We start from the raw sequence: 15,562 nt of genomic DNA, 5'->3' as shown, positions 1-15,562 counted from the left end.
CATTACACGATTTAACGAGTTTTACCGGATAAAATCAACCTAAGCGGTGTAAATGCGCGTTTTCATGGTTATACTGTGCGCAGAAACTTTCCCTTTCAGGAGCTTCCCATGGAATATAACACCTCTGAATTATGTGACTTATACGCTGACCTCGTAGACGTGGTTGAGCCAATGTTCGTTAACTACGGCGGATTAAGTTCGTTTGGTGGTCAAATTGTCACGGTGAAGTGTCATGAAGACAAAGGCGTCATCGAAACCGTACTTGCGCAAGAAGGTACAGGAAAAGTGTTGCTTGTAGACGGTGGCGGCTCCATGCGACGCGCATTAATCGATATTAATGTGGCTGAGTTAGCCTTAGAAAACGACTGGGAAGGCATAATTTGTTACGGTTGTGTGCGCGACGTCGACGCGATTGAAGACATTGAAATTGGTATCCAAGCCATTGCTTCAATTCCAGTTGGCGCTGGCTCGGAGGGTGTGGGCGAGTCTGACATCCCCGTGAACTTTGGCGGCGTAACCTTCTTACCTGACGACCACATTTACGCCGACAACACAGGCGTTATTTTGTCTCCTGAGCCATTAGATATCGAATAAACCGATGTACGAGTTTGTGCAGGCTGTAGACCCGCAGGAATGGGTTAAGCCGAGAGATAACGAAACTAAGGTTGGCCAAGCGGTTCCTTTATTACCGAAAGCAGAGTCTTATTCGGCGGCGTTAGCCAGTGCGTATAGTGCTGGCCAGCGTGTTGCTATTTTAGGAGTTCCAGAGTGTATTGGGCCTCGGGCAAACTTAGGTAACGGTGGTGCGCAAGACGGTTGGAATGCTTTTTTGAAAAGCTTTCTCAACTTGCAGTCAACGCATGCATTGCCACTACAAGACTTGCTTCTAGTGGGTAATGTAGACACTACCGACCTTATGTTGGAGGCGGAACAACTCGATGTCAGTAAGCCCCATGAACTACTTAGACTGCGTGAGCTTGTTGCTTTATTAGACACAAGAGTGCAGCACGTGGTGGCTCCGCTATTCAACGCTGGCTTTGAAGTGGTGCTAGTCGGTGGTGGTCATAATAACGCTTATCCGTTGCTAACCTCATTACACCAAGCTGTAGGCGTTCCAGTCGGCGCAATTAACCTAGACCCTCATTCCGATTTTCGTCCGAGAGAAGGACGACATAGCGGAAATGGTTTTAGTTACGCTTACACCGAAGGAGCATTAGGTTATTACCACGTCATGTCGTTGCATGAGGGCAAAAACTCGGCAACTACATTAAAAAATCTTGCAGACGCAGGTTTTCGCTATCACAGCATTCATCATTTATACGATATGCAATTCACTGACGCGATGCGCGACGTAACGGCCAAGGCGATAGCATGGCAAGCACCGCTAGGTGTTGAAGTTGATGTCGACGCTATTCAGTTTGCGCCGGCGAGTGCATACAACACTACCGGCGTATCCGTGGCTCAAGCATATAGCTTTGTGTCTGATTTAGCGTCGTTACCTGAAGCCAAATATCTTCACTTGGCGGAAGCTGCACCGAGTTGTCACCCCGCAGGTATAGATGCAGGAATGCAACACGCGGGTCAGTTGTTAAGTGAACTTCTGATTGCTTGGCTACGCGGCCGAGGAAGAAGAGCTAGCGAACCTTTGCGTTAGACGCTGAACACCAAACTCGTAACAGATCATTTCTGGCGCTTCCATATTCCATAATGCCATGTCGGCTTTGTATCCTTTGGCCAACACCCCAACGTCGCTTTGCCCCAAAGCCTTTGCTGCATGTTTGGTCACACCTAACCACGCTTCTTCAGGAGTCAGCTGAAATAATGTACATGCGAAGTGCATCATCAATGGCAGGTTCACAATAGGTGAAGACCCCGGGTTTGCGTCGGTGGCGATAGCAATGGGCACACCAGCTTCTCGCAATGCTTCAATAGGTGGTAACTTTGTTTCACGCAAGAAATAAAAAGCACCTGGAAGTAGTACAGCAACACTGCCTGCTTTAGCCATTTGCTCGATACCTTGTTGAGAAAGATACTCTAAATGATCTGCAGACAAACCGTTAAAGCTTGCCATGAGTGCTGCACCATCTTGGTCGCTTAGCTGTTCGGCGTGAATTTTCACCGGTAAGCCATGGGCTTTTGCGGCCTCAAATACGCGTTCAGACTGTTGGCGCGTGAAGCCCACTGTTTCGCAGAATACGTCTACAGCGTCAGCTAAGTCAGCTTCTACCGCCGCAGGAATAATAACGTTACACACATGGTCGATATAGTCGTCGGCGCGGTCGCTATATTCGGGAGGTAGCGCGTGCGCGGCTAATAATGTGGTGACAACTCGAGCGGGTAAGGTTTTACCTAAACGTCTTGCCACACGAAGCTGCTTCAATTCGTCTTCTAGGTTTAAGCCATACCCAGATTTAATTTCGATAGTGGTTACGCCCTGCTCAATAAGAGCTTCCGCGCGCAGCAAAGCGTCTTCGAAAAGTTGCTCTTCACTTGCTTCGCGTGTGGCTTTTACGGTGGATTTAATGCCGCCCCCAGCAGCTGCTATTTCTGCGTAGGTGGCTCCATGTAAACGTTGTTTGAATTCGTTGGCACGGTTTCCACCCCATACTAAGTGAGTGTGGCAGTCGATAAGTCCGGGTGTAAGCAGCTGGCCTTCACCATCAATGCGATTAGACAAGTTTTTATAGTTGTCGGGTAGCTGCGACTGTGGCCCAACCCACTCTATTTCACCTTGTGAAAAAACTAGCGCACCATGCTCTATAACGCCTAGAGGGTTGTTATCAGAAGACTGCATAGTGGCAACAGTAACGTTCTCTATCAAGGTTGGCATAAAGACTCCGAAGCTGACAAAAAAGAATTTCTTTGCTATTGTATATACAACAGTATAGCACACCAAACAATGGATTGGGTTGGAATGAAGCGGGGGACTTCAGGATGACCAAGTACGAAAGCATTAAAGAGCATATTTACCAGAAAATAGAGAGCGGCGAGTGGCCTGAATACCACTCGGTGAGTTCTGAAAATGCCCTGGCGAATCAATTCCACGTGAGTCGTATGACCGCGCGCAGAGCTTTACAAGAGTTATGCGACGAAGGTCTGGTCACGCGTACTCGAGGGTCTGGCACTTTTGTTGCGCCGTTGAAATCGCAGTCTGCGTTGTTAACGATTCGAAATATCGCCGACGAAATACGCATGCGTCAGCACCAGCACTCTGCTCGGGTAGTGAAAATGGAGAAAGTGCCGGCTTATCCAGCGCTTGCCACCTTCTTGCATGTGCCTATCGACTCAGACGTATGGCATTCGGTGATTGTTCACTATGAAAACGGTCAGCCGGTACAGGTGGAAGACCGTTATGTGAATCCTAGATTAGTACCCGACTACGGCGACCAAGACTTTAGCGAGCATACACCGCACGAATACTTGTGCGAAGTCACACCGCTGACAGAGGCGAGCCATCAAATTGAAGCGATGGCGCCAGACCAACAATTAATGAAGTGGTTGCAGCTTAATGAGCCGGAGCCATGCCTACAAATTCATAGACGTACCTGGTGTCGAGACGGAGTTGTAAGTCAAGCCACGTTAACGCACCCAGGTTCAAGATTCCGGCTCGGTGGACATATGACCTTCCGCGCCCCCAGAAAAAAGGTAGAGGAGTAAATAGCATGAAATCGACGCGCCTAGATACCTCGCGCAAAATTCGTGCAGCGCGCGGTAGCGAACGCACTGCGAAAAGCTGGCAAACCGAAGCTGCGAAACGCATGCTGATGAATAACCTAGACGAAGAAGTTGCGGAGCACCCGCAAGGTCTAGTGGTGTACGGTGGAATTGGCCGTGCGGCGCGTAACTGGGAATGTTACGACCGTATCGTTGAAGTACTGGACCGTTTAGAAGACGACCAAACCTTGCTAGTTCAAAGCGGCAAGCCTGTTGGCGTATTTCCTACGCACAAAGACGCACCCCGTGTACTTATTGCTAATTCAAATTTAGTACCGCAGTGGGCGAACTGGGAGCACTTTAACAAGCTCGACCGCAAAGGTTTGATGATGTACGGGCAAATGACCGCCGGTTCATGGATTTACATTGGTTCGCAAGGCATTGTGCAAGGCACCTACGAAACATTCGGAGCGGTTGCTCGCCAGCACTTTAATGGCGACGCTAGCGGTAAGTGGGTACTTACTGGCGGTCTTGGTGGAATGGGTGGCGCGCAGCCACTTGCGGCAACCATGGCTGGTTTCAGTATGTTGGCATGTGAAGTAGACGAAAGCCGAATCGACTTCCGTATTCGCACTCGCTACGTAGACGAAAAAGCGACTGATTTAGATAGTGCGCTCGCACGTATTGAACAAGCTAATAAAGAAGGTAAGCCGGTGTCTGTGGGATTACTCGCAAACGCAGCCGACGTATACGACGAGCTAGTTAAACGTGGCGTTACTCCAGACGTAGTGACCGACCAAACTAGTGCTCACGATCCTTTAAATGGTTACCTGCCACAAGGTTGGACTATGGCTCAGGCTGCAGAGCGTCGTGAACAAGACGAAGCTGCGGTAGTGAAAGCGGCGAAAGAAAGCATGGCTGTGCAGGTGAAAGCGATGCTTAAGCTGCAAGAGCGTGGCGCGGCAACACTAGATTACGGCAACAACATCCGCCAAATGGCGAAAGACGTTGGTGTGAGCGACGCATTCGACTTCCCCGGCTTTGTACCTGCGTACATTCGCCCACTATTTTGCCAAGGTATTGGCCCATTCCGTTGGGTAGCGCTTTCTGGAGACCCGGAAGATATTTATAAAACAGACCAGAAAGTAAAAGAACTTATGCCCGACGATGCGCATTTGCACAACTGGCTAGATATGGCGAAAGAGCGTATAGCGTTCCAAGGACTACCCTCACGTATTTGTTGGGTGGGTTTGAAAGACCGTGCGCGCTTAGGTTTGGCGTTCAATGAAATGGTTCGCAACGGTGAACTGAAAGCACCAATTGTGATTGGTCGTGATCACCTCGACTCTGGCTCTGTTGCAAGTCCTAACCGTGAAACAGAGTCTATGATGGACGGTTCTGACGCAGTTTCAGACTGGCCGTTATTGAACGCTCTATTGAATACGGCGGGCGGTGCTACATGGGTAAGCTTGCATCACGGCGGTGGTGTTGGAATGGGCTATTCGCAACATTCAGGCGTAGTTATTGTTGCCGACGGTACAGACGAAGCAGAGCAACGTTTACGCCGTGTATTGTGGAACGATCCAGGCACGGGTGTAATGCGCCACGCAGACGCGGGTTACGACATTGCAAAAGACACCGCGAAAGAATGCGACCTTGACTTACCTATGATTACGGGCGGTCAGAAGTAGGAGTTTTATGATGAAAAAGATTGCTTTAAAACCAGGTCATTTAACCTTAGAAGACCTTCACTTTGTTAGCCGTAACCCGGTTGCTTTAGAGCTCGCAGACGAAGCTTGGCAAGATATTGAGAAGTCGGCGCAAACTGTTGCAGACGTACTTTCGCAAGGTCGTGTGGTGTATGGTATTAACACCGGTTTTGGTTTGCTTGCGAACACACGCATTCAGCCTGATCAATTAGCCGACTTGCAACGCCGTATCGTATTGTCTCATGCTGCTGGCGTAGGTGAGCTCATGGCAGACTCTGTCGTGCGCTTAATGATGGTCTTGAAGATTAACTCATTAGCACGCGGCTTTTCGGGTATTCGCCCGCAGGTGATGGAATTCCTTCTGACGATGTTAGAAAAAGAAGCCTACCCTTGCGTGCCGGAAAAGGGCTCTGTGGGTGCTTGTGGTGACTTAGCGCCACTAGCACACATGGTGTTACCGCTTTTAGGCGAAGGTGAAATTCGCTATCAAGGCGAAGTAAAGCCTTCTTCAGAGGTGTTGCCGCTTATTGGTCTTGAAGCTATGACGCTTGCACCAAAAGAAGGCTTGGCATTGTTGAATGGTACGCAAGCTTCAACGGCTTTGGCTTTGCACGGCCTATTTGCGATTGAAGACGTATTCCGCGCGGGCTTGTTGGCTGGTGGTATGGCGGTAGAAGCTGCGCTTGGTTCTAGAACTCCATTTGATGCGCGTATTCATGGTGTACGTGGTCAATTAGGCCAGCAAGACGTAGCGGCGGAACTTCGTCGTATTCTTGCTGAAACCAGTGAAGTAGGTCAGTCACATGAAAACTGTGACAAGGTACAAGACCCTTATTCACTGCGTTGCCAACCGCAAGTCATGGGAGCTGTTTGGGACCAAATTCGTTACGCGGCAACTATTTTAGAACGCGAAGCTAATGGCGTAACCGACAATCCATTAGTGTTTAGTGAAGACCAAGATATTCTTTCGGGTGGTAACTTCCACGCAGAACCGGTTGCGCTTGTGGCAGACGCCTTGGCTGTAGCGTGCAGTGAAATTGGTGCACTTTCAGAGCGCCGTATTGCACTGCTGGTCGATAAAAACTTGAGTAACCTACCTCCTTTCCTAGTTGAAAACGGCGGTGTGAACTCTGGATTTATGTTGGCTCAGGTTACTGCAGCTGCACTTGCGTCTGAAAACAAAACGCTTGCGCACCCAGCTTCGGTAGACAGTTTGCCGACTTCAGCGAACCAAGAAGATCATGTGTCTATGGCTACATTTGCTGCGCGTCGCTTAGAAGATATTGCCGAAAATACTGCGGCTATTGTTGCAGTAGAATTACTTGGTACGGCTCAAGGATTAGAGTTTAGACGTCCGTTGAAAAGCTCTATTACGATAGAAGCAGCGTTCGCTAAAGTTCGAGAAAAAGTAGGGTTTTATGACGAAGATCGCTACTTTTCACCGGATATTAAAGCAATTACAAGCCTAATTCGCAGTGGCGATCTTTCACCATTGTGTGAAATTAAGCTTTAAGTTCTTAGTTTTAAGTCTTAGCAGTAAAGCGACCTAACCGGTTGGGTTAGGTCGCTTTTTTATTTCTATCTTTTAGCCTTAACCACATAGTGTCCGGTAAACATGGCGGCAAAGTCGTCGCCGTCATACACGGCTACCGTCAGTGTTAAATGAGCATTTTTGCCTTGCTGCAAGGCCGTGAAGTCGCCTTCCATGTCGCTCATGGTCGATATCGCACGGGGTTCACTCTCGACAGGCATTTTGTATTCGATATTGGCGTCGGCAAGCACGATACCGCCCTCAATATTTTCTTCCTGCATGTGCAGCTGAATCATGCCCCAACCGGCAAGCGTTGCGAGGGTATATATGCTGCCTGCAAACATGGTTTGGTGCACGTTAATGTTGCGTGCTAGTGGTGCGCGAAGTTCGAATGTTCTACCGGTATATTGATAAATACGAATACCCATAGCTTCGGTAATCGGTATTTCTTTGTGCCATACGTTTTGCAGGTCTTCGCACCATGTAGGTCGATAAACGATGTAGTCGGGTTTGTCCAACGCCTTCACTAACTGGTGTTCAGCTTGTGGATTTTTTACCGTATCCGCTTCTTCTTTCAGCTCATAGCCACAGCGGATGTAAAACCCTAGTGTATTTTCTCGAGAATTAATAATAACGCGTTCCGCACCTTGTTCTTTCGCAGCAGACTCGAGCGCGTAAATAAGGTTTACACCGTGTCCTTCGCCTTGCACTTTAGGGTCTACCGCCATAAAGCGTATTTGCGCTTCTTCTGGGCTATTAAAGTGAATGCGCCCTACACCGATAGCTTCGCCCTTGCTGTTGACTAGCATGCGGTGTTCGCCGACTTGATCGTATTCGTCTTTTTCAGAACCGCGTGGCCTTTTAAAGGGTTTACGCAGCACTCGCCAACGCAAGTCGTAGTAGCGTTCAAACGTTTCTTCACTGTGCGGTATAACGACTGAAGTTTTACTCATTGCCTTCCTGTTTCAAACACATACACTAAGTCTCTATGGAGTTATTCCCGTAAAGAGGCTTTGCATTGACTCAATATTTAGACGCACCAGCCCTAGAAAATATTATTAGCTCTTCAGACATCGTCGCGTTCAAAGGGAATAGCGAGGTTAGATTAGTCGTATTAGAGAATCAAGAATATCGTCTTTTAGTATTAAATGGCGCTGTTCAGTCTATTCAGTATAAAGCAGAACCTTTTACATTATTGTTTCCACATCAAAGGCAATTGCTGAAAGTTTTAGGCGAGCTACCAGAGAACGCGCAGGTACTTGAAATGGGATTGGGCGGAGGCTCTGCATTAGCGCATGCACAGCAGTATTTTCCCCAAATGCAATGGACCACATTAGAGCGCTCTATCGACGTTATCGATTTGTATCTCGACTTTTTTGCTCCGCAAATTCCTCATCACCGACATCAAATTGTGTGTGCCGACGCTGCAGACTGGTTAGGAAAAAACGATGCCAGAAAATTCGATCTAGTACTTTGTGACGTCTACGACAAAATACAACGGCCTCTGCTGGCAAAGTGCGCCGCATGTGTGGCGAATAATGGTTGGCTGGTGGTGAATTGGTTACCGCACTTACATGAAAACACTGATATAGAAAGGTTTTTAGAAGGCGTACCCGAATTAAAAGGCTGGCAGTTCAATGTGAGCAGAGTTGAAGGCTACCGGAATAAAATACTGCAGTTTCAGCGAAGTGAATGAAATAAAAACTAAACTATTGGTTAATAAATAGGTCACAAAGGGGTGTGTATTTCTTAAAAGTGTCATATTGTGAAGGTATAACAGGCTAAAAATAAATAAGTTTTTAGTTTTCCGCTGGGAGATTATTTATGTCTTTAAAGGACGTGTCTGCAAAGGAAGCGTTAGTCGAGCCAAAGGAACAGTTGTTAGTAGAAGAAAATAAGCGCCAGTTGGACTGGTTAGAGCTTTTGCTCAACCAACTTCGTCCGCAAGACTACAGCCGTTCCGACGCATATTCAGGAGCGTCAGCCATTTCCAGCCATGTTCGCCATGTATTGAATCATTACGACCTGTTCTTGCAAGCTTGCCAGCTTCACACATCCCAAGACACGTTAAACTACGAAGCTAGAACAAGAAACCATCCTGCAGAAAAGAATATAGACGCGGCTAAATACTGGCTTGCAACCATTCGTAAAACCATGAATAGCGCTAATCTCAACGAGAAGAAACCGTTGAAGTTAAAAGAGTGCGCAGGACAAGTCGAGGTGCTGTCCAGCGTGGGGCGTGAAATGGCATTTTTGTATAGCCATACAGCTCATCATTTAGCGCTCATTAAGCAACAAGCTGTTCAGTTAGGTTATGAGCTTGCAGAGAGTTTCGGTGTTCACCCTTCCACATTGCGTGCGCAAGCAAATCAGAAGGTGCAACCTATCCAAGCGAAAGGGAAAGCATGTGCACGATAACTTGGCGAATTGTTGCTGAGAAAGAAACCGACAACCAACCCGTTGAACCCCGCCTGTACATTGTCGCGAACCGAGACGAGAGCCGAACTCGGGTTCGTGCTTTGCCTCCGCAATATTTTGAAGCGTCAGACTGCCGACTCTTAATGCCTGTCGATCCACAGGGTCAAGGAAGTTGGATAGCCACCAACGAATTTGGCTTAACTGTTGCGCTTTTGAATAATTATGAAGCTGAAGCCGAGTTCCATAAGTTAGAAGGTGCGCGTAGCCGCGGATTACTCGTGAAAGCTTTGGCCGGTTGTACAAATTTTTTGGCGGCAGAGAAACAATTAAACGCGGAAGACATCAAGCGTTATGCGCCTTTTCATTTGCTACTATTTGCTGGCGCACAACACCCTGTGTGCTGGACATGGAATGGCCACAAGCTTAGCCAGAAGCACCTGACCAGTGGTTATTTAAGTACTTCAGCGTGGCAGTCTAAGCATATTCCTAAAGTTCGCGCCCGCTATTTAAAAGATGCCTTAGCCAAAGTGACCAACGAAAGTGAGCACTTACATTTACTTCGTTCTGCTAAACCCAAAGGCGGTGGATTTGGTGTTGCGATGAAACGCAACGATGCCATGACCGTAAGTACCACAACGCTTCAAATAACGCCGAAGCAAACGGTGATGCATTATTTTGATGGGCACCCTGATGAGCAGCTAACGTATGAGCAACGTGGTGAAGTGGAATACCGTTTAGACATAAAAGACAGCTTGTATATTAACGCTCAGTTTCACGGCAACGCGCCGTGGCAAACACGTATTCAATTTGAAGCATTATTTGAAGAAAAGGCGCCTGCTTTGTTGGCATCTTTGCCGAAAGGAAGCCTAGCGGTAATCAAGCGCGTTTTGCGTGAAAAACCGTTGAATGAACTTTTCTCTAGATTCGATCATGCGCCACCGCAAGCGTTTTGTGACGCAGCTCTCAACGAGTTAGGCGTGGAGCTAAAGGTACATAGCGAGAGCTGGCCTTCAGCTGAGCAAAGACCGATATTTGTCTGTAATCACCCCACCGGTGGCGTCGACGGTATTGTTCTCATGGCTGCGTTACACAAGCGTTACCCTGAACTAAAAGTGGCGGCAAACGATGTGCTCAAGCAGATAACGCATCTGACACCATGGATTACTCCAGTCAATGTGTTTGGCAATAAACGGGCGGCCCTGCAACCGCTACAAGAGGTGTTCGCGAGTGGCGCACCGCTTATGGTTTTCCCGTCCGGAAAAACAGCACGGCGAGATGGGAAAGGACAGCTGGACGATGGCGAATGGTCGGGCGTACCGGCCAAACTCGCATTGAAACATAACCGAGTTGTGGTGCCGCTACATATTAAAGCGCATAACTCGAAATGGTTCGACACATTGGCGGCGATAAGAAAGCGTTTCGGTGTAAATATGAATATTGAAATGCTGCTTCTAGTGCGCGAACTCATGAAGCCCGCATGTAAACAATTTCACTTGCACTGCGCAAAGCCGTTAAGTCAGAGTGATTTGAGTCAAATCGTGGCTAGCCGAATTGCTGGGGAACTCTTAAAACAGAAAAGTTATGCATTAGTTGGAAATACGCCATGAAGCCAATTGCACAACCTATACCTGCTGAAGCATTAGCTTCAGAATTTAATCAAATCGAACCTTTGAAAGCCTTCCGAGGCTTGGAAATTTATCAGCTTCATGGTGACGAGTGTCCTAACATCATGTTGGAAATTGGCAGAATTCGTGAGCTGGTGTTTCGCCAAGCTGGCGCAGGTAGGGGCGAAGAACGGGACTTAGATTCTTTAGACACAGGCGCTTTGGGTTATTTGCAGCTTGTGGTTTGGGATCCGGTAAATCTTCAAATCGTGGCTTTGTATCGCTTTCAAAAAGGTGAGCACGCTGTAGAAGGCGGTGACGCATGGTTAAGAACTTCGACGCTATTCGACTACTCTGATGAATTTCGTAGTAAATGGTTGCCGAACGCTATAGAACTTGGTCGCTCGGTCGTGAACCCAGAAGCAAAAAAGAAAACTTTGGGCTTCTTTGCCGTTTGGCAGGGTCTTGGTGCACTTATTCAAGCATACCCTCAAATGTCTTGCTTCTTCGGTAACGTCACGCTTTATAAAACCTTAGGCGAAGACGTACTCAACACCATCGTTGGTTATTGCGAAACTTGGTACGCACCAACCACACCACTACTCACAGCAAAATCAGGGTTACAGTTTTCTAGTCGCTCGGAAGTTGCAAAGGCAGTCCAGCAAGTCGATTCCGAAAGCTCAAACCAACGTATTCAACGGTTGAAAGAGGCTTTGGACGCGTTGGGCGAACGTGTACCACCTATCTTGCAAAGTTACATGGGGCTAGGTGCCAACATTTATATGGGGCAAACGGCTTTAGACGCAGATTTTGGTGAGGCGTTTGAGTTAGGTATCGTGGTGCCCATAAAGGCTATACCCGCTGAAGTTTTGGAGAAATTCACGCGTTAGCTTATATTGAGAGGGTGAATAGCCTAGTAGCTTCAACTCAAGGACATGGCGTGGAAGACAATTCTGAAAAAGAAACCTGGCAGGACCAAGCATTAGACGTAATGAAGCGCAGCGGTGACTTTCTGGTGTTTTGCTGGAACCGGTTTCGTGACGAACGCATTAACGTGACTGCCGGTCATCTGACTTATGTTACTTTACTCTCGTTAGTGCCGTTGTTGGCTGTCATCTTTTCGGTTTTTGCAGCTTTTCCAATGTTCGACGGCCTTCGAGAAGATATTCAAGAAACACTGTTGTCGAACCTTATTCCTACCAGTAGCGAAGCTATTGAAGCTTATCTTAATCGCTTTGTAGCCAACGCTAACCAAATGACCGTCGTGGGTGTGTCTTTTCTATTTTTGGTCGCATTATTGATGATCTCGGCAATAGACCGTGCCTTAAATTCTATTTGGCGAGTGCACCAACGTCGCCGCATGATTATTTCTCTTGCGGTGTATTGGATGGTAATTACCTTGGGGCCAGTTTTGGTTGCCGTTAGCGTGGCTGTAAGCGGTTATTTATTCTCGTTAGCAGCAACCGCAGACGAGTATGTACAAGGGTTCCGAGCAGGGCTACTGAGCTTAGTGCCCGTGTTGTCTATGTTTGTAGCGTTCTTACTTTTGTATGTAACCGTGCCCAATAAAGTTGTGCGTATTCGGCATGCTTGGTGGGGCGCAGCAGTGGCAGCAATATTATTTGAGTTTGCTAAAAATGGCTTCGAGGCATACTTAAAACACTTTCCTTCCTACGAGCTCTTATATGGTGCGCTCGCAACCATTCCTATTCTGATAGTTTGGATTTATTTGTCTTGGATCGTTATTCTATTCGGTGCTGTTTTCGCGGCAACTATTGAAGATTATTTCGACCCAGAAAGATACGACGATATTCCAGCAGAGGAGTCTGAATGATTGGCTTAATTCAGCGTGTCCAAGAGGCGCGCGTAGAAGTAGAGAAAGAAGTGGTAGGGCAAATTGGCCAAGGTGTTTTGGTGTTCCTTGGAGTAGAAAAAACAGACACCGATGCTCAAGCCATTGAGCTGGCGCGCAGAATATCCAGTTACCGTATTTTTTCTGATCACGAAGATAAAATGAATTTAGACGTGAAGGACATTCAAGGCGAGGTGTTAGTTGTTTCTCAATTCACCTTAGCGGCAGACACACGAAAAGGCCGCCGGCCTAGCTTTTCTTCTGCTGGATCTCCAGCCTCTGCCCAGCGCTTGTACCATGTATTTTGTGACGCACTAAGAGCACACGACGTACCCGTAGCCACCGGCCAATTTGCAGCCGACATGCAGGTTCATATTGTGAATGACGGCCCGGTTACTTTCTATTTAAAAACAAATGCTGAGTAAATAACCCTAAAGCCTCTACGGTTACTCGAATATCTTAATCGATTAAATTGAATCTAATTATCAAGTGTAATCGTATAAGGTTGTATAACTACACGCAGTGGGGAGCTTTGGTTATGAAAAAAACAGCGACTTTCGCAGTGCTACATTTTAGCGTTGCCTTCACAATTACTTATTTACTCACCGGAAACTGGGTTCTAGGTGGACTGGTGGCATTAATTGAGCCAGCCGTGAACACGGTTGCCTACTTTTTCCACGAGAAAGCGTGGAATCACTTTGAGCAAAAGCGCTCGGTTACCGTAAGCTAAATCATGTTGAAGTATTTAGTTTACGGTGCCGGTGGTGGCATTGGCCAAGCTCTTGTGGAAGAACTACTCAAGCGCCACACAGACGCAGAGGTGTATGCGGTCAGCGCACAAAAGCAGCCTTCTGGGTTAAACCAAGACCGAGTTAAATGGTTTTTAACCCCGCATAGCCTAGAAGCTATGGAAGAACGCTTGGGCCAATGGCAAACAGAAGGCATCATGTTTGACGGCGTCATCTCTACCATTGGTTGGTTACACGACAACGACAACATGCCCGAGCGCAGAATAGAGCACCTCAATGCAACCCAGCTGTCACGGTATTTTGAAGTGAATGCCATTTTCCCCATGATGCTGTTGCAAGCACTCAAACCTCTTTTGGCGAAGGACTCCCCTGCATTCTTTGCTCAACTCAGCGCAAAGGTGGGCAGCATTGAAGACAACCATTTAGGTGGTTGGTACGGCTACCGCGCATCAAAAGCTGCTTTAAATATGTTTCTCAAAACAGCTGCGATAGAATTTAAGCGGACCCACAAGAAGCTTGTTATTAGCTCCATACACCCAGGCACCACAGACTCGGAGCTCTCTAAACCGTTTCAAGAGCGTATCCCCGAAGGTAAGCTTTATACTGCTGAACAGACAGCAGAGCGTATGCTTAATGTAATTGAAGGGCTAACGCCTTCTCAAACCGGAGGTTTTTGGTTCTGGGACGGCAGCGCTTTACCTTGGTAGTCTTGTTCTTCGTGCAATATTCATTCATGCTTGAGAAAAATAAGAAGGAATGAATTATGGATTACATTATTAGCCTCATTTTACCTCCGTTAGGCGTATGGCGAAGCCAGCACAAGCTCCAAGTACTGCTAAGTTTAGTGCTTTGGGGGCTCGCGATTATGTTCGTGGTTATAGCGTCGAATGACGGACCGGCAGGAACGTATGCGGCGGGCCCTGTACTTTATATGTTCTCAATTATTCATGCATTTATTCTCACGCACCGTCACTTACAAACAGAACGCGGTAGTCGCCACCCTCACCAAGGCCAATAATTAAAAGCGTTTGCTCTTGAATTTCATACACTTCGTTGCCATACCTAAACATAAGACACGTGGAGGTATGGCATGAAAAACGAATTGAGTACCCGATTTATTTTGCAAGTGTTCGAGAAAATTCGCGAACATGGTGAGAATAAAGACGACAAGCATGTATTAGAGGATATAACGGCATATACAGATTACGACGGTTATACCGTGTATATGGAAGGCCATCAGGTGAAATTGAATACGGGCTTTCACAATACCTATCACCTCGACTATGATTCCGAGCGTGCTTTCCAAAACTTCCTTAAAAAACTTCAATATATCGACAAAAACTATGGTTAAATGGGCACTCGATACACAGATGGTCAGACCAGAAAGTTTATGAAGACATATTCACTTGCAGAAGAAATTGCGAATTCAGTAAGTCATGGGGTAGGTGCGCTACTATCGATAGCCGGCCTCGTGGTGATGGTTGTGATGTCAGTTGCCTATGGCGACGTATGGACAGTAGTAAGTACCTCTATTTACGGTGCTTCGCTCGTGTTGCTATACACAGCGTCAACTTTGTATCACGCAATTACGAATGAACGCGCTAAACATGTGTTTAGGCTCATGGACCATTCCATGATCTTTATTCTTATCGCCGGAACATATACACCTTTCTTGCTCGTGAACTTAAGAGGCCCTTGGGGCTGGTCATTATTCGGGGTGATCTGGGGTATAGCCATTGGCGGCGTATTCTTAGAAACCATGAAGAAAAAGCGCGTGAAATGGCTTTCTGTAAGTTTATACCTTGGCCTCGGTTGGATGGCGCTTATTGCTATGAAACCGATGCTCGCTAACGTGAACGCGACCGGCTTATTGCTGCTTCTTGCCGGCGGGCTTTGCTACTCATTCGGCGTTATTTTTTATGTGAAAAAACAGATTGTGCATCACCATGCTATCTGGCACATGTTTGTACTGAGCGCGAGTGTTTTGCACTTCTTTGCAGTGGTTTATGGCGTAATTTTAGGCTAATATTTTCATATAGTATGGC

At 47.2% G+C, this 15,562-nt stretch carries 18 protein-coding genes; 16 read left to right on the top strand and 2 right to left on the bottom strand.

Annotated elements, in window-relative coordinates:
• Window positions 1–108: 108 nt before the first annotated feature.
• Entirely contained in the window at window positions 109–594 is a 486-nt protein-coding gene (gene rraA / locus DQX04_RS10715) for a ribonuclease E activity regulator RraA (protein ID WP_111915921.1), read from the top strand.
• Between the two features lie 4 nt (window positions 595–598).
• Complete coding sequence (locus DQX04_RS10710; protein WP_111915920.1) at window positions 599–1,654, top strand: arginase family protein; 1,056 nt, start codon at window positions 599–601, stop codon at window positions 1,652–1,654.
• On the opposite strand, the gene hutI is transcribed toward DQX04_RS10710, so the two are convergent.
• The gene (gene hutI / locus DQX04_RS10705) at window positions 1,613–2,830 is read right to left on the bottom strand and encodes an imidazolonepropionase (protein WP_111915919.1); all 1,218 of its coding nucleotides are present in this window, start codon (window positions 2,828–2,830) and stop codon (window positions 1,613–1,615) included. The genes DQX04_RS10710 and hutI overlap by 42 nt on opposite strands.
• 104 nt (window positions 2,831–2,934) lie before the next feature.
• Between hutI and hutC the strand changes: the two genes are divergently transcribed.
• The 3 genes from hutC to hutH are packed head-to-tail and all read left to right on the top strand — an operon-like array spanning window position 2,935 to window position 6,876.
• Window positions 2,935–3,657: a histidine utilization repressor gene (hutC, locus tag DQX04_RS10700; RefSeq protein WP_111915918.1), complete on the top strand. Its 723-nt coding sequence runs from the start codon at window positions 2,935–2,937 to the stop codon at window positions 3,655–3,657.
• A gap of 5 nt (window positions 3,658–3,662) precedes the next feature.
• Window positions 3,663–5,345, top strand: a complete 1,683-nt coding sequence (hutU, locus tag DQX04_RS10695; protein WP_111915917.1) for a urocanate hydratase — start codon at window positions 3,663–3,665, stop codon at window positions 5,343–5,345.
• Between the two features lie 10 nt (window positions 5,346–5,355).
• Window positions 5,356–6,876, top strand: a complete 1,521-nt coding sequence (hutH, locus tag DQX04_RS10690) for a histidine ammonia-lyase (RefSeq protein WP_207801113.1) — start codon at window positions 5,356–5,358, stop codon at window positions 6,874–6,876.
• 65 nt (window positions 6,877–6,941) lie between these two features.
• On the opposite strand, the gene DQX04_RS10685 is transcribed toward hutH, so the two are convergent.
• Window positions 6,942–7,847: a bifunctional GNAT family N-acetyltransferase/hotdog fold thioesterase gene (locus DQX04_RS10685; RefSeq protein WP_111915915.1), complete on the bottom strand. Its 906-nt coding sequence runs from the start codon at window positions 7,845–7,847 to the stop codon at window positions 6,942–6,944.
• 65 nt (window positions 7,848–7,912) lie between these two features.
• On the opposite strand from DQX04_RS10685, the gene DQX04_RS10680 reads away from it, so the two are divergent.
• The 11 genes from DQX04_RS10680 to DQX04_RS10630 all read left to right on the top strand — a co-directional run bounded on the left by DQX04_RS10680 (window position 7,913) and on the right by DQX04_RS10630 (window position 15,543).
• Window positions 7,913–8,590 carry a spermidine synthase gene (locus DQX04_RS10680; protein WP_111915914.1) on the top strand — a complete coding sequence of 226 codons (678 nt, stop codon included), beginning with the start codon at window positions 7,913–7,915 and terminating at the stop codon, window positions 8,588–8,590.
• Between the two features lie 128 nt (window positions 8,591–8,718).
• Complete coding sequence (locus tag DQX04_RS10675; RefSeq protein ID WP_111915913.1) at window positions 8,719–9,312, top strand: hypothetical protein; 594 nt, start codon at window positions 8,719–8,721, stop codon at window positions 9,310–9,312.
• Window positions 9,300–10,919 (top strand): NRDE family protein, encoded by a 1,620-nt coding sequence (locus tag DQX04_RS10670; RefSeq protein WP_111915912.1) that lies wholly within the window; start codon window positions 9,300–9,302, stop codon window positions 10,917–10,919. Before DQX04_RS10675 ends, DQX04_RS10670 begins: the two co-directional genes overlap by 13 nt.
• The gene (locus DQX04_RS10665; RefSeq protein WP_111915911.1) at window positions 10,916–11,806 is read left to right on the top strand and encodes a GNAT family N-acetyltransferase; all 891 of its coding nucleotides are present in this window, start codon (window positions 10,916–10,918) and stop codon (window positions 11,804–11,806) included. Before DQX04_RS10670 ends, DQX04_RS10665 begins: the two co-directional genes overlap by 4 nt.
• Before the next feature lie 50 nt (window positions 11,807–11,856).
• On the top strand, window positions 11,857–12,750 hold the full coding sequence (locus DQX04_RS10660; RefSeq protein ID WP_207916334.1) for a virulence factor BrkB family protein: 894 nt from the start codon (window positions 11,857–11,859) through the stop codon (window positions 12,748–12,750).
• Entirely contained in the window at window positions 12,747–13,193 is a 447-nt protein-coding gene (gene dtd, locus DQX04_RS10655) for a D-aminoacyl-tRNA deacylase (protein WP_111915910.1), read from the top strand. The genes DQX04_RS10660 and dtd overlap by 4 nt, the downstream gene beginning before the upstream one ends.
• Window positions 13,194–13,306: 113 nt before the next feature.
• Window positions 13,307–13,498: a DUF2061 domain-containing protein gene (locus DQX04_RS10650; protein ID WP_111915909.1), complete on the top strand. Its 192-nt coding sequence runs from the start codon at window positions 13,307–13,309 to the stop codon at window positions 13,496–13,498.
• Between the two features lie 3 nt (window positions 13,499–13,501).
• Window positions 13,502–14,224, top strand: coding sequence for an SDR family NAD(P)-dependent oxidoreductase (locus tag DQX04_RS10645; protein WP_207916337.1), 723 nt, complete (start codon window positions 13,502–13,504; stop codon window positions 14,222–14,224).
• Window positions 14,225–14,280: 56 nt separating this feature from the next.
• Window positions 14,281–14,535: a hypothetical protein gene (locus DQX04_RS10640; protein ID WP_111915908.1), complete on the top strand. Its 255-nt coding sequence runs from the start codon at window positions 14,281–14,283 to the stop codon at window positions 14,533–14,535.
• A 72-nt stretch (window positions 14,536–14,607) separates the two neighbouring features.
• Window positions 14,608–14,868 carry a DUF3081 domain-containing protein gene (locus DQX04_RS10635; RefSeq protein ID WP_111915907.1) on the top strand — a complete coding sequence of 87 codons (261 nt, stop codon included), beginning with the start codon at window positions 14,608–14,610 and terminating at the stop codon, window positions 14,866–14,868.
• Between the two features lie 39 nt (window positions 14,869–14,907).
• Window positions 14,908–15,543: a hemolysin III family protein gene (locus tag DQX04_RS10630; protein ID WP_111916001.1), complete on the top strand. Its 636-nt coding sequence runs from the start codon at window positions 14,908–14,910 to the stop codon at window positions 15,541–15,543.
• Window positions 15,544–15,562: the final 19 nt, after the last annotated feature.

The organism is Aliidiomarina sp. B3213 (genome assembly GCF_003290085.1).
GTDB lineage: Bacteria > Pseudomonadota > Gammaproteobacteria > Enterobacterales > Alteromonadaceae > Aliidiomarina.
Note: the sequence above shows the minus strand (reverse complement) of the source record. Positions and strands in the feature narration are given on the sequence as shown.